This is a genomic window from Kitasatospora sp. NPDC028055, from assembly GCF_040637885.1.
In the GTDB taxonomy this organism is placed as follows: domain Bacteria; phylum Actinomycetota; class Actinomycetes; order Streptomycetales; family Streptomycetaceae; genus Kitasatospora.
In genome coordinates this window covers 23036-44404 of record NZ_JBEZXE010000001.1, presented here as the reverse complement: position 1 = coordinate 44404, position 21369 = coordinate 23036, and the positions used below count along the sequence as shown (strand labels likewise).

At 74.6% G+C, this 21369-nt stretch carries 20 protein-coding genes and 1 tRNA gene; 10 read left to right on the top strand and 11 right to left on the bottom strand.

What is annotated here, in order from left to right; genetic code table 11:
- Positions 1 to 33: 33 nt before the first annotated feature.
- Complete coding sequence (locus AB0F71_RS00225; protein ID WP_360225758.1) at positions 34 to 1368, bottom strand: DUF1254 domain-containing protein; 1335 nt, start codon at positions 1366 to 1368, stop codon at positions 34 to 36.
- A 73-nt stretch (positions 1369 to 1441) separates the two neighbouring features.
- On the bottom strand, positions 1442 to 2833 hold the full coding sequence (locus tag AB0F71_RS00220) for a DUF1254 domain-containing protein (RefSeq protein ID WP_360225755.1): 1392 nt from the start codon (positions 2831 to 2833) through the stop codon (positions 1442 to 1444).
- 145 nt (positions 2834 to 2978) lie between these two features.
- On the opposite strand from AB0F71_RS00220, the gene AB0F71_RS00215 reads away from it, so the two are divergent.
- A complete protein-coding gene (locus AB0F71_RS00215; RefSeq protein WP_360225752.1) occupies positions 2979 to 4019 on the top strand; it encodes an NAD-dependent epimerase/dehydratase family protein in 1041 nt (346 codons plus the stop codon).
- Positions 4020 to 4127: 108 nt separating this feature from the next.
- Here AB0F71_RS00215 and AB0F71_RS00210 read toward each other — a convergent pair whose 3' ends face one another.
- The 5 genes from AB0F71_RS00210 to AB0F71_RS00190 form a co-directional block, all read right to left on the bottom strand.
- Entirely contained in the window at positions 4128 to 5177 is a 1050-nt protein-coding gene (locus AB0F71_RS00210; RefSeq protein ID WP_360225749.1) for a family 2 encapsulin nanocompartment cargo protein polyprenyl transferase, read from the bottom strand.
- Between the two features lie 175 nt (positions 5178 to 5352).
- Positions 5353 to 6774 carry a family 2B encapsulin nanocompartment shell protein gene (locus tag AB0F71_RS00205; protein WP_360225746.1) on the bottom strand — a complete coding sequence of 474 codons (1422 nt, stop codon included), beginning with the start codon at positions 6772 to 6774 and terminating at the stop codon, positions 5353 to 5355.
- Positions 6775 to 7059: 285 nt separating this feature from the next.
- Entirely contained in the window at positions 7060 to 7602 is a 543-nt protein-coding gene (locus AB0F71_RS00200; protein WP_360225743.1) for a methylated-DNA--[protein]-cysteine S-methyltransferase, read from the bottom strand.
- A 182-nt stretch (positions 7603 to 7784) separates the two neighbouring features.
- Positions 7785 to 8018: a hypothetical protein gene (locus AB0F71_RS00195; protein WP_360225740.1), complete on the bottom strand. Its 234-nt coding sequence runs from the start codon at positions 8016 to 8018 to the stop codon at positions 7785 to 7787.
- A 184-nt stretch (positions 8019 to 8202) separates the two neighbouring features.
- The gene (locus tag AB0F71_RS00190; protein ID WP_360225737.1) at positions 8203 to 9507 is read right to left on the bottom strand and encodes an MFS transporter; all 1305 of its coding nucleotides are present in this window, start codon (positions 9505 to 9507) and stop codon (positions 8203 to 8205) included.
- A gap of 202 nt (positions 9508 to 9709) precedes the next feature.
- Between AB0F71_RS00190 and AB0F71_RS00185 the strand changes: the two genes are divergently transcribed.
- Positions 9710 to 10573, top strand: a complete 864-nt coding sequence (locus tag AB0F71_RS00185) for a hypothetical protein (RefSeq protein ID WP_360225734.1) — start codon at positions 9710 to 9712, stop codon at positions 10571 to 10573.
- A 20-nt stretch (positions 10574 to 10593) separates the two neighbouring features.
- On the opposite strand, the gene AB0F71_RS00180 is transcribed toward AB0F71_RS00185, so the two are convergent.
- The 3 genes from AB0F71_RS00180 to AB0F71_RS00170 are packed head-to-tail and all read right to left on the bottom strand — an operon-like array spanning position 10594 to position 13418.
- Positions 10594 to 11412 carry a serine/threonine-protein kinase gene (locus tag AB0F71_RS00180; RefSeq protein WP_360225731.1) on the bottom strand — a complete coding sequence of 273 codons (819 nt, stop codon included), beginning with the start codon at positions 11410 to 11412 and terminating at the stop codon, positions 10594 to 10596.
- On the bottom strand, positions 11409 to 13220 hold the full coding sequence (locus tag AB0F71_RS00175) for an ABC transporter ATP-binding protein (protein ID WP_360225728.1): 1812 nt from the start codon (positions 13218 to 13220) through the stop codon (positions 11409 to 11411). Before AB0F71_RS00175 ends, AB0F71_RS00180 begins: the two co-directional genes overlap by 4 nt.
- Before the next feature lie 60 nt (positions 13221 to 13280).
- Positions 13281 to 13418 carry a hypothetical protein gene (locus tag AB0F71_RS00170; protein ID WP_360225725.1) on the bottom strand — a complete coding sequence of 46 codons (138 nt, stop codon included), beginning with the start codon at positions 13416 to 13418 and terminating at the stop codon, positions 13281 to 13283.
- Between the two features lie 393 nt (positions 13419 to 13811).
- Here AB0F71_RS00170 and AB0F71_RS00165 point away from each other — a divergent pair, with 393 nt between their 5' ends.
- From AB0F71_RS00165 to AB0F71_RS00145, 5 genes are all read left to right on the top strand, one after another.
- Entirely contained in the window at positions 13812 to 14273 is a 462-nt protein-coding gene (locus AB0F71_RS00165) for a hypothetical protein (protein WP_360225722.1), read from the top strand.
- A complete protein-coding gene (locus AB0F71_RS00160; RefSeq protein WP_360225719.1) occupies positions 14266 to 15075 on the top strand; it encodes a class F sortase in 810 nt (269 codons plus the stop codon). Before AB0F71_RS00165 ends, AB0F71_RS00160 begins: the two co-directional genes overlap by 8 nt.
- A 187-nt stretch (positions 15076 to 15262) precedes the next feature.
- Complete coding sequence (locus AB0F71_RS00155) at positions 15263 to 16126, top strand: hypothetical protein (RefSeq protein WP_360225716.1); 864 nt, start codon at positions 15263 to 15265, stop codon at positions 16124 to 16126.
- Positions 16123 to 16887, top strand: a complete 765-nt coding sequence (gene cseB / locus AB0F71_RS00150) for a two-component system response regulator CseB (RefSeq protein ID WP_360225713.1) — start codon at positions 16123 to 16125, stop codon at positions 16885 to 16887. Before AB0F71_RS00155 ends, cseB begins: the two co-directional genes overlap by 4 nt.
- Positions 16884 to 18152: a HAMP domain-containing sensor histidine kinase gene (locus AB0F71_RS00145; protein ID WP_360225710.1), complete on the top strand. Its 1269-nt coding sequence runs from the start codon at positions 16884 to 16886 to the stop codon at positions 18150 to 18152. Before cseB ends, AB0F71_RS00145 begins: the two co-directional genes overlap by 4 nt.
- Before the next feature lie 65 nt (positions 18153 to 18217).
- On the opposite strand, the gene AB0F71_RS00140 is transcribed toward AB0F71_RS00145, so the two are convergent.
- Positions 18218 to 18291, bottom strand: a tRNA-Thr gene (locus AB0F71_RS00140).
- Between the two features lie 280 nt (positions 18292 to 18571).
- On the opposite strand from AB0F71_RS00140, the gene ugpC reads away from it, so the two are divergent.
- The 3 genes from ugpC to AB0F71_RS00125 all read left to right on the top strand — a co-directional run bounded on the left by ugpC (position 18572) and on the right by AB0F71_RS00125 (position 21239).
- Complete coding sequence (gene ugpC / locus AB0F71_RS00135; protein WP_360225707.1) at positions 18572 to 19663, top strand: sn-glycerol-3-phosphate ABC transporter ATP-binding protein UgpC; 1092 nt, start codon at positions 18572 to 18574, stop codon at positions 19661 to 19663.
- Between the two features lie 179 nt (positions 19664 to 19842).
- A complete protein-coding gene (locus AB0F71_RS00130) occupies positions 19843 to 20286 on the top strand; it encodes a hypothetical protein (protein ID WP_360225704.1) in 444 nt (147 codons plus the stop codon).
- Between the two features lie 155 nt (positions 20287 to 20441).
- Positions 20442 to 21239: a nucleotidyltransferase family protein gene (locus AB0F71_RS00125; protein WP_360225701.1), complete on the top strand. Its 798-nt coding sequence runs from the start codon at positions 20442 to 20444 to the stop codon at positions 21237 to 21239.
- Positions 21240 to 21369 lie beyond the last annotated feature (130 nt).

The following is a 21369-nucleotide window of genomic DNA, read 5'->3' as shown; positions in this document are numbered from 1 at the left end:
GCGGGCGCGCCGGGCGTCGGGGTGGGGTGGGTGTCAGCGGCGGTGGATCGGGGGGATCTGGTAGGTGCCGTCCAGGACCGACGGCTTCGGCCGGTAGAGCCGGATGATCGGGCGGAACTCGCCGAGCGGGGTGGGGAGCCAGTTGGCGGCGGCCGTCGGGTCCTCGGGCTGCTCGTGCTGGAGGGTCACGGTCAGCGAGCCGTCCGGGCCGTAGACCAGGCCGGGGGTGCGGTCGCCGATCGAGTAGCGGTCCACCGGGTTCTCCACCAGGTAGTAGTCCGGCACCGAGTACATCGTGACGGACCAGAAGGCCTCGGCCGGCGGGGGCTGCTCGAAGCGGAGGGTGTAGCTGTTGGCGCCGGTGAGCGGGCGGCCGTCGGAGTCGTCGTAGGTCATCGCGTACGAGGCCTCGTAGGCGTGGTTGCCCCACAGGCCGGCCCGGGCGGCGGCGGCCCGGCTGAGGTAGGCGGCGCGGCGGTCGGGGATGCGCCACTCGGGGTCGTCCAGGGTGCCGGGCCCCAGGTGGTCGAGGTTGTAGTCGAAGAGGTGGAGCGCCGAGCGCCACTCGCCGAGCGGGTGGTCCTCGGGCGGGCGGGTCGCGTCCTCGACCCGCTCCCGCCCGGCGGCCAGGCCCTTGGCGAGCGCCAGGGTCCACTCGGCGGCGGCGGCGCGGTACGGCGAGGCGCCGTCGTCCAGCAGGCCGAGCGGGGCGAAGCGGCGCTGGTACTCGATGTCGGGGGTGGCCGGCGGGAAGGCCTGCATCCACACCCGCAGGCGTTCGAAGAAGGCCAGCCGCTCGGGGACGTCCGGGTCGGGCTCGGGCACTCCGGCGGGCAGGCCGCCGGGCTCCAGCGGCTCCAGGGCGAGCGCGGCCTGGAGGGCCTTGACCCGGGGCAGGTCGTCCGGGCCGTCGCAGGCGAACCGGCCGACGATCGTGCCGACGGTGGTGGGCAGTTCGATCACCCGGTCCGGGTCCGGCGCGGTGCCGTGCCAGTCCGGCGGGACGACCAGCCAGGTCTGCGCCGCGGTGCCGGTGGCGCGGCTGCCGAGGTAGGCGACGTTGTCCGTCCAGGCCCCGATGAACTGCAGCACGTAGTAGGCGCCGGCGGTGTCCGGCACGTGCAGCACCTGCGGGCCCTCGGAGAGGTCCAGTTGGGCGATCGAGTAGATGGTGTCGTTGTTGACCGAGACGAAGTGGTCGCCCGGGCCGGCCAGCCGGGTGGCGTGGCTGAAGTGGTTGAACGGCGCCGCCGGGAGGGTGCCCAGGCCGCCCTTGGCGAAGCGCTCGACCATGGTGAGGCCGGCGACGAGCGGGTAGCCGTAGACGTAGGCGTCGGCGGCCAGGGCCTCCAGCTCGGGCAGGTTCATCGGGGGTCCTTCGTCGGGTCGGCGGCGGTGGGGCGGTGGGGCGGCGGTGGGGCTGGGGGCAGGGGGGCGGGGGTCAGCGCGGGGTGAGCGGCGGGGGCTGCCAGCGGCCGTCCAGTACGGCGGCCTCCGGGCCGTGGATCCGGAGCACCACGGCGAACGGGCCGTCCGGGGCGGGCAGCCAGTTGGCGGAGTGCTCGGCGTTAGCGGGGCGCTTGTGCTGGACGTAGAGGGTCAGGCCGCCGTCGGGGTCGCGGACCAGGCCGGGGGTGTCGCCGCCGACCGAGTAGCGGTCCAGGGTGTTGTCGACCAGCCGGTGCCCGGGGAGCGCGTACATGGTCGCGGACCAGAAGAAGCGGGCCGGCGGCAGGGCGTCCGGGGCGAAGCGGATCAGGTAGTCGCGGTCGGCGGCGTTCGGCGGACGGTGGCCCTCGCTGTCCGCCGCCCAACGGCCGTACCAGACCTCCTCGGCGGGCAGTCCGTAGGGGTCGAGCTCGGCGGCGACGGCCAGCCGGAGGAAGTCCCCGCCGACTTCCTCGCGGGTGCCGAAGAGGCCTGCGGAGTCACGGAGTTCGGCGACCGCCCGGGTCAGCCGGGCCCGGCCGTCGGCGATCCCGCGGCCGAGTTCGGCCCGCACCTCCAGCGGCAGGGCGGCGGGCTCGAACTCGCCGCGGCCGTCGACGCCGAGGTCGGTGAGGCGGCCGCGCAGCGCGGTCTCGGCGGGCGGGAGCGCGTCGGTCGGCGGGAAGAAGCCGAGCAGGAAGTCGAGGAAGGTGAGGAACTCGACACCCTCCGGGACCTCGTCGCGCCAGACCGGCCAGACCGGCTCGGGGGCCGGGGCGGGCGCCGGGGTGCCCGCGTACTCGTGCAGCGGGCGCAGCCGGTACTGCTCCTGGACGGCCCGCAGTGCGGCGAGGTCGGCGGGGGTGTTCCCGGGCAGGCGGGTGCGGCCGACGACGCCGACCAGCCGGGTGGCGGTGCGGATCACTCCGGTGATGCCCGGCGGGGGCTGGCCCCGCCAGTCGGGACCGGCCACCAGGAAGTCCCCGGCGCCCTGGCCGGTGGTCCGGGAGCCGATCAGACCGGCCGGCAGGGTGTCGAGTTCGTGCACCGCGAGGACGCGGTAGTCATCCGTGGCGGGGACGGAGAGCACCCAGGGTTCGGCGCGCAGGTCGAGCCAGGCGCGGGAGGGGAGGGTGTCGTTGTCGGGGGTGACGGCGTCGGTGTCGGCGGGCCCGGCCGGGCGGGCGGTGTGGCGGAAGACGCCGAAGCCGCCGAGGTAGCCCGGGTCGGCCTCGTCCAGGGCCTGGGCGTACAGGGCCCGGTAGTTCCGCAGGACGGGATGGGCGCGGATCCAGGCCTCGGCCGCGGTCGCGCGGATGGTGGCCGGATCGACGAGTGCCGGGTTGACCATGCTGTCGCTCTCCCAGGCCGGGTCAGGCAGATCAGGGCATATCGGGGTGAACAAGGGCGGATCGGTACACCTGGGATGCTAAGGCGGGCGGGTGGGGGTGGCATGTCGGACGGCGCCCGCGGCGGGCGGATCCGGTCCGGCGCTCTGCTCAGCGCTAATCCGGGCGTGGCGGCGGGCCGACGGGGACAGGCTGGGCGGTATGAAGATCCTCCTGCTCGGGGGCTCGTCCTTCCTGGGACGTGCCTACGCCGCCGAGGCGCTCGCCCGCGGCCACCAGGTCACCACCTTCAACCGCGGCCGCAGTGCCCCCGACCTGCCCGGGGTCGAGGCCGTCCGGGGCGACCGCGACAGTGCCGAGGACCTCGCCCGGCTGGTCGAGGACCGCCGCTGGGACGCCGTCGTCGACACCTCCGCCCGGCAGCCCGCCCAGGCCGCGCTCTCCGCCCGGCTGCTGCGCGGACGGGCCGACCACTACACCTTCGTCTCCTCGGTGCACGCCTATGCCGACTGGGCCACCCAGGTGATCACCGAGGACTCCCCGCTCCTCCCCTGTCCCGCCGACACCCCGCCCGACCAGCCCTTCGGGCGCGAGTTGAAGGCGGGCGGCGAGCGCGCGGTGCTGGCGGGCTTCGGCGCCGAACGCACCCTGGTGCTCAGCAGCGGACTGCTGGTCGGCCCGTACGAGCTGGGCGGCCGGCTGCCCTGGTGGCTGGAGCGGATGGCCCGCGGCGGGCGGGTGCTCGCGCCCGGCGATCCGGAGCGGACCATCCAGGTGATCGACGTCCGGGACTTCGCCGCCTTCGGGCTCGACCTGCTGACGGCCGGGACGGTCGGCCGCTTCCTCACCACGGCGCCGCCCGGGCGGCTCACCTTCGGGCAGTGGCTGGAGACCTGCCGGGAGGTCGCGGGCGCGGCCGGCACCGAGCTGGTCCCGGTCGGGGACGCCGCGCTGCTGGCCGAGGGGCCGGACCAGGTCGACCCCTGGCTCGAACTGCCCTTCTGGGCGCCGGACCTGCCGGAGTGGAAGTACATCTGGCAGGTCGACAGCAGCCGGGCCGAGGCGGCCGGGCTGCGCTGCCGCCCGTTCGCGGAGACCGCGCGGGACACCTGGGAGTGGCTGCGCAGCCGGGGGCCGGCCGAGGACACCGACGCCGAGGGGCGGAAGCTGGTGCCGGGGGCGCCGTTCACCCAGGGCATCGAACCGGCCAAGGAGCAGCGGCTGTTGGCCGCGCACGGGTGAGGCGCCGGGGCGGGACGCACGGGTGAGGCACTCGGGGCACAGCCGGGGCCGGGGCGGGGCCGGGAGGCCCGGGGGCGGGAGCGCGGCCCCCGCCCCGGCGGGGAGTGCTCAGTGGCTGCGGCGGGTCACCAGCTCGGCCAGCACCAGCAGTTCGTCCGCCGCGGACGGCTCCGGTACGGCCACGGCCAGCTGCGCCATCGCCGCGGCCATCCGCTCACAGGACTCGCCCTGCGCCCAGCCGCGCCCGCCGGCCTCGTCGACGGCGGCCGCGCACTGCGCCAACTCGTCCGCGCTGAGCGGACGTTCGAGCGCGTAGAGCTCGGCGAGCCGGGCCCCCTCGGGGGTGCCGGAGCGGAGCGCCTTGACCACCGGCAGCGACTTCTTCCGGGCGACCAGGTCCGCGCCGACCGGCTTGCCGGTGACCGTAGGGTCCCCCCAGATGCCGATCAGGTCGTCGATCAGCTGGAAGGCCAGGCCGATCTCGCGGCCGAAGCCGTCCATCGCCCGGGCCGCGTCCTCGGAGCCGCCACCGTACAGCGCGCCCATGGCGCAGGCGGCGCCGAGCAGGGCGCCGGTCTTGGCCTCGGCCATCGCCAGGCACTCGGTGAGCGAGACGTCGTTGCGCTGTTCGAAGGCGCAGTCGATCTGCTGGCCCTCGCAGAGCTCGACCACGCAGTCGGCGAGCCGGCGGATCGAGCCGCGGGCGGCCGGGTGGGCGTCCTCGGCGACCAGGCGCAGCGCCAGGGAGTGCATCGCGTCGCCGGCCAGGATGGCCTCGGTGGTGCCGAACACCCGCCAGGCGGTGGGCCGGTGGCGGCGGGTGTCGTCCCGGTCGATGACGTCGTCGTGGAGCAGGGTGAAGTTGTGGACCAGCTCCACGGCGGCGGCCGCGGCGACGGCCGTCCCGGGGGTGCCGCCGAGGGCCTGGGCGGCGGCGAGGACCAGGGCCGGGCGGATCGCCTTGCCGGAGGAGGACTCAGAGGGTGTGCCGTCCGCCTCCCACCAGCCGAAGTGGTACCCGGCGACCTTGCGCATCGTGCCGGGCAGCGAGTCGACGGCGGCCCGCAGCACCGGGTCGACCAGGCCGCGGGTGCGGGCGAGGATGTCCGCCGCCTCGTGACCCTCTTTGTGGTCCCGCTCCAGCGTGGAGCTCGTCATGGGTTCCTCCCCCTGTAGGGCGCCTGTCGTGGGACGGCCGGCCCGTCGGGCGGCCGGGTTGCGCCGGGGCGGCGGGCCGGTGGCCGTGCACACCGCGGCGCGCCGCCCGGCCGGGGAGTGGTGCCCCGGCCGGGCGGCGCGGATCGGGCTCGGATGCCGAGCCGGGAGACCGTCGTCAGCGCTGGGCGACGTCCACGTTCTCCAGTACGCCGACGGCGTCCGGGACCAGGATCGCGGCCGAATAGTAGGCGCTCACCAGGTAGGAGATGATGGCCTTCTCGTCGATTCCCATGAACCGCACCGAAAGGCCGGGCTGGTATTCGTCCGGAATTCCGGTCTGGTGCAGGCCGACGACGCCTTGGTTGTGCTCGCCGACGCGCATCGCGATGATCGAGCTGGTGTGCCCGCCGATGATCGGGATCTTGTTGCACGGGAAGATCGGCACCCCGCGCCAGGCGTTGACGTGCTTGCCCTCGACCTCGACGGTGCCCGGGTTGAGGCCGCGCTTGTTGCACTCCCGGCCGAAGGCGGCGATGGCCTTGGGGTGGGCCAGGAACATCTTGGTGCTGCGGCGGCGGCTGAGCAGTTCGTCCATGTCGTCCGGCGTGGGCGGGCCGGAGTGGGTCTGGATCCGCTGGTCGTACTCGGCGTTCTCCAGCAGCCCGAACTCCGGGTTGTTGATCATCTCGTGCTCCTGGCGCTCGCGCAGGGCCTCGATGGTCAGCCGGAGCTGGTGCTCGGTCTGGTTCATCGGCTGGTTGTACAGGTCCGCGACGCGGGTGTGGATCTTGAGGATGGTCTGGGCGACGCTCAGCTCGTACTCGCGCGGCTTGAGCTCGTAGTCCACGAAGGCGCCGGGCAGGTCGTACTCGCCCTGGTGGCCGGCGGAGAGGTCGATCGCCGCCTCGCCGTGCTTGTTCTGCGCCTGCTGGAAGCCGTTCAGGTACTCCATGATCTGCAGCTGCAGCGAATCGGAGCGGTCGTGCAGCTCCTGGAAGGAGGGCCAGGCGAGCGCCATCACCGTGCCGGAGGTGGCGGCGCGGACGGTGTACGGCCAGGCGCCGGCCTCCTCCTGGAGCGCCTCATCACCGAGGTGGTCGCCGTCGGCGAGGGTGCCGACCACCGTCTCCTCGCCGTACTTGCCGGTGCCGATGCGGTCCAGCTTGCCGTGCGCGATCAGGAAGACCTCGGTGATCGGCGTGCCGGCCGTGACCAGGACGTCGCCCGGGGCGAACTGCCGCTGCACGAAGCGGCCGGCCAACTCCTCCAGCACCGCGTCGTCCTGGTACCCGCGCAGCACCGGCACCTCGACCAGCGTCTGCGGGACGATCCGCACCTCGGAACCGGTCTTGACGAAACTCACCCGGCCGCGGCCGACCTTGTGGCGCAGACGGCGGTTGACCCGGTACGTACCGCCGGAGACCTCCACCCAGGGCAGCATCCTGAGCAGCCAGCGCGGGCTGATGCCCTGCATCTGGGGCGCGGACTTGGTCGTGGTGGCGAGGTTCCGCGCGCCCGCCGTGCTCAGGGACTGCTGCTGCCGGATCTCCGGCTGCGCACCCGGCGCAGGAATACCGGCATTGGTTTCGGTCGACATAAGGGAGGCCCTTCGCATGCCCGATGAAGTGTCGCCTTGCGCATTCATGTTGCAGCTTCATGGTGGGCCCGTTCAGGGGCGTCCCGCAATCACTCTTTCGAGTGGTTCCAAATAACCGAACAAATAGTACGACTAGATCACCTGATCGATATTTGTTCGACTATTTATTCGAAACCGCCGAAACCCCCGACCCGCCATCTTCCCCCATCGACCGCCCCGTCCGCGCCACCCCTTGACAGATCCGGTACGCGCCCACCCTGCTGTTCGAAGCCGTGCTCGGCGCGGCTAGAACGGGCCGTTCCAGTCCAGCGTCGGCTCCAGCACCCCCTCCAGGGTGAGCAGCCAGCGCTTCACGTCGATCCCGACCCGGCCGCCGCCGAAGCCGCCGATCCCGTCCGCAGCCACCACCCGGTGGCAGGGCACCAGCAGCGGGACCGGGTTGGCGGCCATCATCTGCCCGACCGTCCGGGCGGCCAGGCCGGGCTCGGTGACGTCCTCGAACACCCCGCTGCGGGCGGCCAGTTCGCCGTAGGTGATGGTCTGCCCGTACGGCACCTGCTCCCAGAGCGTCCGCAGCACGACGCGGTGCGGCCCGGAGCTGAGGCTCCAGTCGATCGGCAGGCCCAACTCGCGGGTGCGGCCCGCCAGGTAGGCGCCGATCCGCTCGGTCACGGCGGCGATCTTCGAGGGGTCGGTGCACGGCGGCACCTCGCCGTCCCGCCCGCCGTAACCGGCCGCCGCCACGCCCAGCGGCGTCACCGCGATGTGCATCGGGCCGCTGGGCAGCGGGGTGGGCACGGTCAGCCAGGACAACGACGACTGCGGCACGCTCGGGCCCCCGCCCTCCACCGGGTCGGACGGCGGGCGTACCGGCGTCCGAGGGGCTGGTCCGCCCTCTTCGCCATCGTACGGCGGGGCCGCGGGGCGGCCGGCGGGGTGCTGGAAGGCGGGGTACCGGAAGGGGGCGGCCCCGGTCAGTGCTGCCCCTTGGGTCATTGCTGCCCCTTCGGTCAGTGCTGCCCCTTGAGCTCCGCGGACAGCGCCCGCACCCAGTGCGACAGTTCGGCGCGGTCCGGCGCCCGGCCCTCGCACAGCACGGCGAGCTGCGCCTCGTTGATCCGGTTCGGCCCCGGGATCTCCAGCAGGTAGGCCAGTTCGGCCAGCACGGTGGCCAGCCGCTCGGCGTCCGTGTGGTCCAGGACGGCCGCGGCCTGGTGGTGGCCGATGGTGAGCGAACCGGGCATGGTCAACCTCCTCCGTGACCCCCGCCCCTCCACCGTACGACCGACCCGGCCACCCCGCCCGCCGCGGAGGCACGCACGCGTGGGCGGAGCGACCGGCGGCACTCCGGGGCCGGCCGGTCACGGTGCGCGGTGGGCCGCACCGGTGGTGGCCGAGGGTGCGCCCCGGAGCCGTCCGAGGGGTGGATCAGCTGCCCGGGCCCTCCTCCCAACGTCGATTCCGTACGGCCGGTACGGCCAACACTACGGCCCCGGCGGCCACTTGCCAGACCGCTCCGAGCAACAACACGTCACCGGTGCCGAACCGGGCCGCCAGCGGACCGGCCGCCGCCAGCCCCAGCGGGCCGAGGACGAAGGCGCCCAGCGCCCCGAAGGAGCTCAGCCGGCCCAGCAGTTCGACCGGCACCCAGCGCTGGGTGGTGGTGCTGAACAGCGTTCCGCAGACCGCCGAGCCGACCCCCGCCACCAGCGCCCCCGCGACCACCCAGGGCAGCGCCGCCCCCGCCGCCAGCGCCGCGGACGGCAGCGCCCAGGCCAGGCCGCCCACGGTCGCCACCGCGAGCGGACGCCCCGGGCGGCGGCCGAGCATCAGCAGCCCGCCCAGCACCGCACCGGCCCCGTACACGCCCATCACCAGCCCCCAGGCCCGGGCGCCGCCCAGCTCCCGCTGCGCGGTGAGCGGGCCGAGCACCAGGAACGGGGCCCAGACCAGCAGGTTGAACAGGCCCATCTGCGCGGTGGTGATCCACAGCCACGGGCGGGCGGTGAACTCCGACCAGCCGGAGCGCAGTTCCCGCAGCATCGACTCCCCGCCGTCCACCGGTGCCCGCCCGGGCAGCCGGAGGCCGGCCAGCGCCAGGGCCCCGACGCCGTACGTCAGCGCGTCGATCAGCAGCACCGCGGCCGGGCCCCAGGTCGCCGTGACCAGGCCGGCCAGGGCGGGCCCGGCCACCGTGGACACCGAACGCGACAGCCCCAGCAGGGTGTTGCCGTCCGCCAGCAGCTCCTCGCGGCGCACCAGGTCGGGCACGATCGCGCCGAACGCGGGCATGAACAGCCCCTCGCCGATCCCCCACACCGCCACCAGCACGACCATCGCCCAGACCGGCGCGTGTCCGGCCGCCAACAGCGCGGCGAACAGCGCCTGGACGAGGCCGCGCAGGACGTCCGTGCCCAGCATCAGCCGGCGGCTGCCCAGCCGGTCGGCGATCACCCCGCCGGCCAGCAGGACCAGCACCACCGGGAGGATCCGGGCGGCCATCACCCAGCCGAGGTCGGTGCCGCTGCCGCTGCCGCTGCCACCACTGGCGCTACCACCGGTGCCGTCGCCGTCGAGCACCGCGAAGGCGACCGCGACCGGTGCCATCGAGGAGCCGAGGAGGGAGGTCGTGTACCCGAGGAAGAAGCGGGTGAATTCGCGCTCGCGCAACACGGCGAGCCGGTCTCCCGGCCGCCGGGGGCGGGCCGGGATCCGTTCGGTTTCCACTGCCATGGGCAGTCAGTCTGCGTGCGCCGGGGAGCCGGGTACAAGGGTTTCCGGGGAAAAGTTGAGCCTTTCCGCATCAATCTTGGGAAGGGTCGGTATTGCCGCAGTAAATCGGCCTTCTCATGGGCATTGAACTGCGGTTTACTGCGGAGTGCCGATATCCTCGGAGGCGATGGAACCCGGCTGTTTACTGCGGAAGAAGGCGGATGTGACGGAGCTCCCCCCGGTCGAGTACGGCCTCGCCGTCGAGCGCTACCTGGCCGCCTCCGGGCTCGCCGAGGGCTCCCGGCGGATCTACCGGATCGCCCTGAACACCTGGGCCTGGGCGCTCGCCGACCGACCCGCCCCCACCGGCCCCGAACGGCGGCGCGCCCGCCCGCCCGTCCTGCCGCTCGCCCTGCTCGACCACCCGGACGCCCCCGCACGGCTGCACGTCGCCGTCGCCCACCGCGCCGACTCCACCGACCCGCGCACGCTCAACCGCGAACTCTCCACCCTGCGCGCGGCCGTGGCCTGGTGGCGCGCCCAGGGCTGGATCGACGGCGACCCGAGCACCGCCCTGCGCCCCAGCCCGCTGCCCGCCGAACCCGTGGAGGCCGGAGGTGGAGCCGGCGGAGCCCAGGCCGGGGGTGCCCCCTTGGGCGAGGACCAGCTACGCGCCCTGTTCGCCCGCCGGGCGCCGCTGCGCGAGCAGACGCTCTGGCAGCTGCTGCACGAGTCCGGCGCCGCCATCGACACCGTCCTGGCGCTGGACACCGACCAGTTGGACCTCCCCGGCCGCCGCACCCACCCCCGCTCCGACCGCCCGGGGCTCCGCTGGGGCACCGGCACCGCCCGACTGCTCCCGCTGCTGGTCGCCGGCCGCGCCGGCGGCCCGCTCTTCCTCACCGACCGCCGCGCCCCGGCCGGCACCCCCGCCGCCGACCGCTGCCCGCACACCGGCCGCGCCCGGCTCTCCTACCGTCGCGCGGCCGAGCTCTTCACCGCCCACACCCGGCCGCTGTCCGAACCACCCGGCGCCGGCTGGACGTTGCGGCAGCTGCGGCCCGGGGGCCGGTCCGGGGGCCGCTGACCGCGCTCCTGCGCCTTCGGCTACGTCTCCGGTGGCAGGACGGCGCGGCGGCCCTGCGGGAGCAAGTCGTCCAGCGCCGCCGACAGTTGGGCCGGGGATGGCCGGGCGGCCGGGTCGAGGCGCAGGCAGGCGTCGACCGCCCCGGCGAGCGGGCCGGGCAGCCGGCGGCGCCGGGAGACCGGCGGTGGCGGGTCCAACGGCTCGCCGTCGAAGGGGAGTTCGCCGGTGGCGGCCTCGTACAGGGTGATGCCGATGCCCCAGACGTCGGTGGCCGCCGTGAGGTCGCCGCCCAGGAGCTGTTCGGGGGCGAGGTAGCCGTTCGTACCGGCCCCCGGACGGCCCGGGCCGGGCGGGCGGGCGATGCTGAGGTCGAGCACCTTGGCGCGGCGGCAGTCGATCACCACGTTGGCGGGCTTGAGGTCGAGGTGCAGCAGGTTCCGGCCGTGCAGGTAGCGCACCGCCGAGCAGAGGTGCAGGCCGAGCAGCGTGAGGTCGGTGGCGGCCGGGCGGCGTGCGCCGCGCTCCAGCAGGTGGGCGAGGGTCTCGCCGCTGAGCGTCTCCAGCACCGCGTACGGCTGCGGGCGTTCGCCGGTGCCGTAGCCGCGCACCAGGTGCGGGTGGGTGAACTCGGTCAGCCAGCGGCCCTCCTGGAGCAGGCGCCCGCGCAGTTCGCGGTCGCGGCGGCGGTCGGGCCGGAGCACCTTGACGACGCAGCGGCAGTCGCGCTCCTCGCTCCAGGCGTCGTAGACGTCCAGCCAGCCGGTGCGGCAGAGGTGGGCGAGCACCCGGTAGCCGGGGGCGATCGGTGCCCCGGCGGGCAGCGGCTCCCGGGGGCTCACCGCGCGGCCTCCGTCGGGGTCGCGGCCCGGGCGAGCCGGGCGTAGTCGTCGTCGTGGGCGAGCAGCTGGGCGTGGCTGCCGGAGGCCACCACGCGGCCTTCGCGCAGCAGGACGATCCGGTCGGCGTTCCGTACGGTCAGCAGGTTGTGCGAGATGACGATCGTGGTCCGGCCGTTCATCAGCCGCCCCAGCGGTGCCAGGATCCGCCGCCCCGACTCGGGGTCGAGACCGGTGGTCGGTTCGTCGAGCAGCAGGACGGGCGCGTCCCGGACCATCGCCCGGGCGATCGCGATCCGCTGGCGCTGGCCGCCGGACAGCAGCCGCCCGTGCTGGCCCACCACCGTGTCGTAGCCGTCCGGCAGCCGGCTGACGAACTCGTGGGCGTCGGCGGCCCGGGCGGCGGCCGTGATCTGGGCGTCGGTGGCACCCGGCCGGCCGTAGGCGATGTTCTCCCGGACGGTGCCGTGGATGACCAGGGTCTCCTGCCACAGCACCGCGACCTGCTCGCGCAGGTCGCCCAGCGCCAGGTCGCGCAGGTCGATGCCGTCCAGCCGGACGGCGCCGCGCTCCGGGTCGTAGAAGCGCAGCAGCAGTTTGGCGACCGTCGACTTGCCCGCCCCGCTCGCCCCGACCAGGGCCACCGTCTCGCCCGGCTCGGCACGGAGCGAGAGGTCGCACAGCGCCGCGCGGGCCGTGCCCGGGTAGCGGAACCACACCCCGTCGAAGGCCACCGCCCCGCGCACCCGGGCGGCGCGCAGCGGGCGTGGCGGATCGGCCACCTGCGGTCGCTGGTCGAGGAGTTCGATGATCCGCTCGGCGGCGGCCGAGGCCGAGAAGAAGCCGTTGCTGAGCCGCCCGATGCCCTGGATCGGGCTGTAGAGCCGGCTCAACAGAGCGACGAAGACGAGGAGTTCGCCGAGGGTGAGCCGGCCGTGGACCAACTCCCAGGCGCCCAGGCCGAGCACGATCAGCGCGCCGACCAGCTCCAGCAGCTCCACGATCGGCGCGAACAGGGCGCGCAGCCGGGTCGCCGCCATGGTCGCCCGGAACCGCGCCAGGTTCTCCCGCAGGAAACGTTCCTGCTCCCAGTCCTGTCGGTTGTACGCCTGCACCAGCGCGATGTTGCCCAGCGTCTCCTCCGCGAGGGCGCTGACCGAACCGCTGCGGCGGCGGCGCTCCCGGGACGCGTCCTTCACCCTCGTCGAGAACCGCCGGGCGGTGAGCCAGAACAGCGGCGCGACCACCAGCGCGGTCAGCGCGAGCTCCCAGCGCAGGTAGAACAGCACCCCCAGGAAGACGGCCAGCTCGGCGACGTACGCGACCGCGTCCAGGACGCCCGAGAGCAGGAAGGTCTCGACCGCCTCGACGTCCGAGGTCAGCCGCGACAGCACGTCACCGAGCCGCCGCCGCTCGAAGAAGCCCAGCGAGAGGCCCTGCAAGTGCCGGAACACGTCCGCCCGCAGGGCCAGGAGAAAGCGCTCGCTGACCCAGGTGGAGAGCGTCTGGTCCGCGAAGCCCAGGGCCCCCGCCAGCACGGTCAGCCCGGCGTAACCGAGCGCGACCGGCAGGAACAGCCCGAACCTGCGTGGCACCAGCACGTCGTCGACCAGGATCTTGAACAACCAGACCATGGCCGCGTCGACCACCGGGCCGAGCAGGACGACCACCACCAGCAGGGTCAGCCAGCGCCGTCCCCCTCGGGTGTAGGGCCAGAACCGTCGGAAGGCCCGCCGCAGCGACACGGCCGGCGCCGGGGCGACGACCGGATCGGTCCGGCCGTCGCCGTCACCGGTGTCGACGGCCGTCAACCGCCGCAGTGACCACACTCGCTCGTCCTGACCAGGGGACCGTAAGCGGTCCGTCGGTCGTCAGTGGCCGTGCTTGTTCTTGCGGCCGTGACGACGACCGCGACTGGTCGTGTGGTTGGTGTTCCGGTCCTCCTTGTCGTGCTCGCGGTCCTTGCGGGACTCCCGCATCGCCGGCAGGAGGTTGGCGAGGATGCTCATCACTGCCACCTTTCTCTCGGTTGCGCCCCCACACCGGGAGGTACGGAGGCGCGGGCGGGGATGCTCAGCGGTGTTCGCGGCGGGCCCGGTTCGGCGTACGTCACGGGCCCCCGGTTCGGCGTACGTCACGGGGTCGTTCCGGCGTACGTCACGGGGCCGTTCCGACGTACGTCACGGCGCCGTTCCGACCGGCCCGGGGACCGTTACGCAGCCGATGGGCGACCGTGACGCGGCCGGGCGGGGACCGCGACACGGCCCTCCTACCGTCACTCACGACGCACCGGCCGTACGAGCCGTACGAGCACCACGGACCGCGCCGCCCGGTGCGCCGTCGGCGAGAACCGCGGTCTCGCCACTGACGCGTCCACCAGAGCCACGAAGGAGACCCCCGCCATGAGCAGGAGCCGTACCGACCGTTCGCCCGCCCGCCGTCTGCTGGCCGTCTGCGCACTGACCGGCGCCGCACTGATGACCGTCGTCACCGGCGGCCAGGCCTGGGCCGACGGCACCCCGCAGCCGGCCCCCGCCAAGCCGACCGCCAGCCCCTCCGACGCCGCGCCGGGCGGCGCGGTCGTCGGCGGCCCCCGCCCCAGCGCCGCCCCCGCCAAGCCCGGCCAGCCGGCGGCGCCCGCGGGCGTCGCCCCGTCGGTCGCCACCGCGACCCCGTCGCACGGCCCGGCCGGCTCCCAGCCGCAGGTCCGCGAGGTGCCGAAGGGCGCCGCCCAGGCCGGTGACGGCTCGGGCGCAACCGACGGCAACGGGCTGATGCTGGTCGGTGGCGGCGCCGTCGCCGCCGTCGGCGCCGGTGCGCTGGGCTTCGCCGTCCTGCGCCGCCGTTCCGGTGCGCGTGGCTGACACCCGTCCCGGGTCCGCCGGGCACCCCGGCGCCCTTCCCCCGCACCCGGCCGGGCGGGGAAGCGGCGCCGGGGTGCCCCCGGCGGCGGGGACCGACCGGCGGGGCGGCCGGCGGGGCGGCCGTGGTCGTGGGCGGCGGCGGGCCGCCCCGCCCGGCCCGAGCCTGCTGCGGCGGAGCGTCTTCGGTACGGCCGGCCTGCTCTGCATCGCCCTCGGCAGCACCCTCGCCCTGTCGTCCGGCCGCGACACCCCGGTGGTGCGGATCGAGACCTCCGGCCACACCCCGGCCGCCACCGCCCCCACCCCCGGCGGACCCGCCCCGGTGGGTGCGCCGACCACCGGTGGCCAGCCGCTCGCCCCCTCGCCACCGAACCGCCTGCTGATCCCCTCGATCGGCGTGGACGCCCCGGTGACCGACCTCGGCCTGAACCCCGACGGCACCGTCCAGGTGCCCTCGGCCGACCACGCCGACCAGGTCGGCTGGTACCGCAACGGCCCCACCCCGGGCGAGGCCGGCCCCGCCGTCCTGATCGGCCACCTGGACACCAGGAACGGCCCGGCGGTCTTCAAGCGCCTGCCGGAGCTCCACGTGGGCGACCGGATCGGGATCCGGCGGGCGGACGGCCGCACCGTGGACTTCACCGTCCGCAGCCTGCTCCAGGCCGCCAAGGACCGCTTCCCCACCGACACCGTCTACGGCGACACCCCCGGGCCCGCGCTCCGGCTGATCACCTGCGGCGGACGGATCGGCCCGGACGGGCACTGGACGGACAACATCATCGTGCTGGCCGACCCGGCCTGACCGGGCCGGAACCGGGGCCGGTAGAACTACCGGGACGACCACGGGGAGCGACGAACCGACCCCGCAGCCCACCGCGTCCCACTCCGGGGCCGCTCGGCGCCCTACGGCCGATGCCCGGCGCCCTCACGCCGGACACCCGACCGTGACCCCGACGCCCGACCGCGACCGAGGAGGACGAGCACCGACCGTGGCAGCACCGACCCCGCTCCGCCGCCGCCCCGGCGCCGTCCCCGCGGCCGCCCTCGCCGTCCTCGCCGCCCTGACCGCCCTCGGGGTCCTGGCCTTCGGCCGCGCCGCCCCCGGCGGCCTGCGGGACGACGGTCCGCGCCCGGCCGTCGCCCCGCCCACCCCGTCCGCGGTGGCCAAGCCGCTCTGGCCCGACCTGGCCACCGCGCCGCCGCCGCCCACGTCCCCGACCGACTCCACCCCCCAGGCCCCGCCGCAGCCCGTACCCGAGCTGACCGTGCCCGGGCACGACCTCACCGCCGTCGACGTCCGCGCCCTGCTCGCCAAGGACCCGGCGGTGAGCGCCGAGGAGCGCCGCGCGCTCGACTCCTGCGCCGGGTGCGAGGTGCGGGCCCCCGAGTTCCGCGACCTCACCGGGGACGGCCGACCCGAGCTGATCACCGCCGTCGCCACCCCCGGGGCCCTCGTGCTGCACGTCTACACGCTCGCCGAGGACCGGGTCGTACCGATCCTGCGGGCCCAGGTCCAGCAGATGTCCAGCGCGGCGACCGTCGACTCCGACCTCTGGCTGTACGAGCCGACCACCTACACCACCCGCACCAGCAGCCACTACCGCTGGGACGGGCACCGGCTCGCCCTGGTCGAGCGGCGGGTGGACGGCGTCGGCCTGCTCCCGCCCGCCGACCCGGGCGCCGAGCCGACCTCCACCCCCGGCCCGGACCGCGTGCCCGTGCCCGTCCCCGGCCCGGTGCGCCCGTCCTCGGCACCGAAGCAGCCCCCGGCCGCCGGGGTCGCGTCCCCGTACGCCCCCCGACCCTCCTCCCAGCCGTCCGACCCCGCCGTCGTCCCGGAAGCGAAGCGATGACCACCGCAGCCGCCCCCGTCCAGCCGCACATCCTGCTCGTCGAGGACGACGAGGTGATCCGGGAGGCCACCAGGATGGCCCTGGAGCGCTACGGCTTCCCGGTCACCACCGCCGCCGACGGGCTGGAGGGGCTGGAGGCCTTCCACGCCGTCCGCCCCGACCTGCTGCTGCTGGACGTCATGCTGCCGCTGCTCGACGGGGTCGGCCTCTGCCGGCGGATCCGGGAGGAGAGCCAGCTGCCGATCCTGATGATGTCGGCCCGCACCGACCCGGTCGACGTGGTGTCCGGCCTGGAGGCGGGCGCGGACGACTACGTGGTGAAACCGTTCGAGAGCGCCGTCCTGGTGGCCCGGATCCGTACGGTGCTGCGGCGCGTCCGGGTCGCCCCGGCCGTCGAACCCGGCCCGGCCGCCGCCGTCGCCCCTCCTGCCCCCGAGGTCCCCGACGACCCCGTCGCGCCCTCCGCCGCCTCCCTCCGCACCGTCGACGGACTGCAGGTGGACACCGACAGCATGGAGGTACGGGTCGACGGCCGCCTCGTCCCGCTCACCCCCACCGAGCTGCGGCTGCTGCTGGAGTTCACCGCGGCGCCCGGCATCGTGCTGGAACGCTCCGCGCTGCTGGAGCGCGTCTGGGACTACGAGTGGGGCGCCGACACCCGGGTGGTGGACGTCCACGTGCAGCGCCTGCGCGCCAAGATCGGCTCCGGCCGGATCGAGACCGTCCGCGGCTTCGGCTACAAGCTGCGGCGCCCGGCATGACCCTGCGCGACCTGGCCCTGCGCCGGATGGCCCTTCGCCGTCTGACACTTCGCCGGATGACCCTGCGCCGGCAGATCGCCACCGCCGTCGCCACCATCTCCGTCCTGGTCGCGGTCACCGTCGGCCTGCTGGTCCACCAGGCGATGATCCGTCAGCACGTGGACCAGGCCCGCACCGCGGCCGTCACCGCCCTCGGCTCCGCGCTGGCCGACTACGGCCGCGGCACCCCCGGCCCCGGCGCCGCCGTCGACGACCCGGCCCTCCCGGCCCGGCTGCGCGAGCTCGCCGCCGCCGGCCGACAGGGCTCGCTCCTGGCCGCCGACCGGCAGGGCGAGTCGATGTGGGCGGCGGGCCCGGTCCAGGGCGGGGTGCTCTCCGTCCGGGTGGACTTCACCCAGGACCGCCGGGCGATCGCCGACCTGGACCGGATCATCCTGATCACCGTGGTCGCCGCGGTGTTCACCACCGTGCTGGCCGGTGTGCTCGTCGCCGACCGGATCAGCCGCCGCCTGCGCACCGCCGCCACCGCCGCCCGCGGCATCGCGGCCGGCGGCACCGACACCCGGATCGGCGAACTCGTCGACGGCAAGGACGAGGTCGCCGACCTCGCCGCCGCCGTCGACCTGATGTCCCGCACCCTGCACCGCCGCCTCGCCGACGAGCAGCGCTTCACCGCCGACGTCGCCCACGAACTGCGCACCCCGCTCACCGGCCTGGTCACCGCCGCCGAACTGCTGCCGCCCGGCCGCCCCACCCAACTGGTGCAGAACCGGGTCCAGGCCCTGCGCGCCCTGGTCGAGGACCTCCTGGAGGTCTCCCGCCTGGACGCCGACGTCGAATCCCCCGACCTCTCCGCCGTCCCGCTGGAACGCGCCGTCCGCCGCACCGTCACCCTCACCGGCCTCGACGTCACCGTCGGGATCACCGCCGGCACCGCCGGCCAGCAGGTCCGCACCGACCTGCGCCGCCTCGACCGCATCCTCGGCAACCTGCTGCTCAACGCCCACCGCCACGGCGCCGGCCCGGTCGAACTCCACGTCGACGGCCGCCGCATCACCGTCCGCGACCACGGCCCCGGCTACCCCGACGACCTCCTCCACCACGGCCCCCAGCGCTTCCGCACCAACGCCCCGGAACGCGGCCGCGGCCACGGCCTCGGCCTCACCATCGCCACCGGCCACACCCGCGTCATCGGCGCGACCCTCACCTTCACCAACCACCCCACCGGCGGCGCCGTCGCCACCCTCACCCTCCCCACCGACTGACCCACCCCCACCAACGCCGAAGGGCCGGCCCACCCGGACCGGCCCTTCCCACGCTCCCGCTACTGAGCCCCCTGTCGGGTTCGAACCGACGACCCCCGCTTTACAAGAGCGGTGCTCTGGCCAGCTGAGCTAAGGAGGCACGGTGGCCGTCCGCGATGGATCACGGCGGCACCGGGGGCAGTCTACCGGGCCGGGGTGGTGGGGTGGGGGGATATCCCGGGGTTGGCGGGGTGGGTGGGCGTGATGGAACCGATGCGGAAAAGCGGGCTGCGGGGGCTGACAAGCGGTCGAAGCGCAGGTAGCGTCGCCGGGAGTCGGCGCGATGGTGGTTCAGACCACTGACGGGCCGACGGAGACGAACGAACCCCCCTTTACTCGGATCGTCCGGCACGTTCCTGCCGGTGAAGGAGAGAACGACCATGGCTTCTGTCACGTACGACCAGGCGACCCGCGTCTACCCCGGGGCGACCAAGCCGTCGGTGGACGCGCTGGACCTGGAGATCGCGGACGGCGAATTCCTCGTGCTGGTCGGCCCCTCGGGCTGCGGCAAGTCGACCAGCCTGCGCATGCTGGCCGGCCTGGAGGACGTCAACAGCGGCGCGATCCGGATCGGCGACCGGGACGTCACCCACCTGCCGCCGAAGGACCGGGACATCGCGATGGTGTTCCAGAACTACGCGCTCTACCCGCACATGACCGTCGCCGAGAACATGGGCTTCGCGCTCAAGATCGCCGGCGTGAACAAGGCGGACATCCGCACCAAGGTCGAGGAGGCGGCGAAGATCCTCGACCTGACCGACTACCTGGACCGCAAGCCGAAGGCGCTGTCCGGCGGTCAGCGCCAGCGCGTCGCGATGGGCCGGGCGATCGTCCGCCAGCCGCAGGTCTTCCTGATGGACGAGCCGCTGTCGAACCTGGACGCCAAGCTCCGCGTCTCGACCCGCACCCAGATCGCCGGCCTGCAGCGCCGCCTGGGCATCACCACGGTGTACGTCACCCACGACCAGACCGAGGCGCTCACCATGGGCGACCGGGTCGCGGTGCTCAAGGACGGTCTGCTCCAGCAGGTCGACACCCCGCGCAACATGTACGACAAGCCCGCGAACCTGTTCGTGGCCGGGTTCATCGGCTCGCCCGCCATGAACCTGGTCGAGGTGCCGCTGGTGGACGGCGGCGTGAAGTTCGGCGGCTCGGTGGTCAACATCTCCCGCGAGGACCTGGCCGGCGCCGCGACCGACAAGACGGTGACCGTCGGCATCCGCCCCGAGCACTTCCAGATCGTCCCGGCGGGCGGCATCGAGGGTGTCGCCGTGACCGTGAACGTGGTCGAGGAGCTCGGCTCGGACGGCTTCGTCTACGGCACCACCCAGATCGGCGGCGTGGACAAGGACCTGGTCGTCCGCGTGCCCGGCCGCCAGATCCCGGCCCGCGGCGAGACCGTCCACGTCGTGCCGACCGCCGAGGAGACCCACGTCTTCTCCACCAGCACCGGCGCCCGCCTGGGCCGCTGACGCCCTGAGCGCCGCCCCCGCACGGGGCAGCTGCGGAGCCCGTCGGACCGATCGCGGTCCGACGGGCTCCGTCCGTACACCCCCACGTCAACACGGTGCAGAGACGAACCCGGACACCCTGTCACTCGATGGCGTGACGGAGGGCGATCCGGGGCCTACCCACCGCTACTCTCCTGAGGGTGAAGCAGCTTGTGCGCCGTATCGGCCAGACCGTCGCCCTGACCCTGCCGGTCGTCCTGGTGACCACCGGCACCCTCGCCGTGACCCGCGTCCCGTGGGCACCGCCGACCGCGCTCGACCAGCAGGTCGTGGCGGCCTCCAGCGGCGACGGCGCAGGCATCGGGCGGTCGTCCACGGCCGCCACCAAGACCGACGGGCTCGCCCCGCAGGAGTCACTGCGGGTGGCGCTGCTGGACGAGCTGCGCGCCAAGAACCCGTCCGCCGCGCTGGACCTGCTGGAGCGCTCGATGCGCGAGCAGCCCTCGCTGACGCCGTACTGCACCTCGCTGGCCACCGAGTTGGGCAAGGCGGCGGTCCGCAAGTACCAGGGCGACGTGCAGCGGGCCCGGTCCTTCGCCCGCCCGGTCTGCGACGGCTCCTTCGCGGCTGGCGTCGTCGGCTGACGGTTCCCGGAGCGCTGACGGTTCCCGGAGCGCTGACGGTTTCCCGGACGGCTGACGGCTCCCAGGTCGGCCAACAGCGTCGTCGGCCGAGGGCGTCGTCGGGCGAGCGGTCCGCCCGAGGCGCCAACCCCCTTCGGGCGCCCTATTGTTCAGCCATGACCGCTGACTCCGGCACCACCGCCGACCTCACGTCCCCGCAAGCCCAGCAGCCCCAGCAGCCCAGGCCGACCACGACGCCCGTCACCCAGGCCGTGATCCTGGCCGGCGGCCAGGGTTCCCGGCTGCGCCCCTACACGGACGACCGCCCCAAGCCGCTGGTCGAGATCCCGGGGACGGGCACGCCGATCCTCGGCCACCAGCTGGCCTGGCTGGCCGCCGAGGGCGTCACCGACGTCGTGGTGTCCTGCGGGCACCTGGCCGACGTGCTGGAGGAGTGGCTCGACAAGGCCGACCTGCCGCTGCGGGTGCGCACGGTGGTCGAGGCCGAGCCGCTGGGGCGCGGCGGCGGGCTCAAGTACGCGGCGAAGGCGCTGCCGCGCCCGGACGAGCCCTGGTACGCCACCAACGGCGACATCTGGACCCGGTTCAGCCTGCGCGACATGGCCGCCTTCCACCACGAGCGGGACGCCGTCGCGACCCTCGCGCTGGCCCGGCCGCGGATCCCGTGGGGCGCCGTGGAGACCGACCAGTTCGGCAACGTGCTGGACTTCATCGAGGCCCCGCCCTCGCCCTTCCTGATCAACGCCGGCCTGTACGTGTTCAGCCCGGAGTTCGCCGAGCTGCTGCCGGACGTGGGCGACCACGAGCGCACCACCTTCCCCCAACTCGCCCGCAGCAAGCGGCTCGCCGGGTACCAGCTGCCGCAGGGCGTGTACTGGCGGGCGATCGACACCGCGAAGGACCTCACCGAGGCGGCCAAGGAGCTCGCCGCCTACCGCGACAGCTCCCGCTGACGACCGACCGGGCCGTCCCCCGTCCTGAGCCCCGAAGCCCGAAGCCCGAGCCCCGAAGCCCGAGCCCCGAAGCACGAGCCCCGAGGCCCGAGGAACCGCCGAGCAGCAGCACAACGGCCGGGTGCTCCCC

Coding starts and splice junctions, on each gene's coding strand:
- ugpC (WP_360225707.1), top strand. CDS start 18,572: ATGGCTTCTGTCACGTACGACCAGGCGACCCGCGTCTACCCCGGGGCG.
- cseB (WP_360225713.1), top strand. CDS start 16,123: ATGACCACCGCAGCCGCCCCCGTCCAGCCGCACATCCTGCTCGTCGAG.
- AB0F71_RS00195 (WP_360225740.1), bottom strand. CDS start 8,018: ATGCCCGGTTCGCTCACCATCGGCCACCACCAGGCCGCGGCCGTCCTG.
- AB0F71_RS00190 (WP_360225737.1), bottom strand. CDS start 9,507: ATGGCAGTGGAAACCGAACGGATCCCGGCCCGCCCCCGGCGGCCGGGA.
- AB0F71_RS00145 (WP_360225710.1), top strand. CDS start 16,884: ATGACCCTGCGCGACCTGGCCCTGCGCCGGATGGCCCTTCGCCGTCTG.
- AB0F71_RS00205 (WP_360225746.1), bottom strand. CDS start 6,774: ATGTCGACCGAAACCAATGCCGGTATTCCTGCGCCGGGTGCGCAGCCG.
- AB0F71_RS00165 (WP_360225722.1), top strand. CDS start 13,812: ATGAGCAGGAGCCGTACCGACCGTTCGCCCGCCCGCCGTCTGCTGGCC.
- AB0F71_RS00125 (WP_360225701.1), top strand. CDS start 20,442: ATGACCGCTGACTCCGGCACCACCGCCGACCTCACGTCCCCGCAAGCC.
- AB0F71_RS00170 (WP_360225725.1), bottom strand. CDS start 13,418: ATGAGCATCCTCGCCAACCTCCTGCCGGCGATGCGGGAGTCCCGCAAG.
- AB0F71_RS00210 (WP_360225749.1), bottom strand. CDS start 5,177: ATGACGAGCTCCACGCTGGAGCGGGACCACAAAGAGGGTCACGAGGCG.
- AB0F71_RS00225 (WP_360225758.1), bottom strand. CDS start 1,368: ATGAACCTGCCCGAGCTGGAGGCCCTGGCCGCCGACGCCTACGTCTAC.
- AB0F71_RS00215 (WP_360225752.1), top strand. CDS start 2,979: ATGAAGATCCTCCTGCTCGGGGGCTCGTCCTTCCTGGGACGTGCCTAC.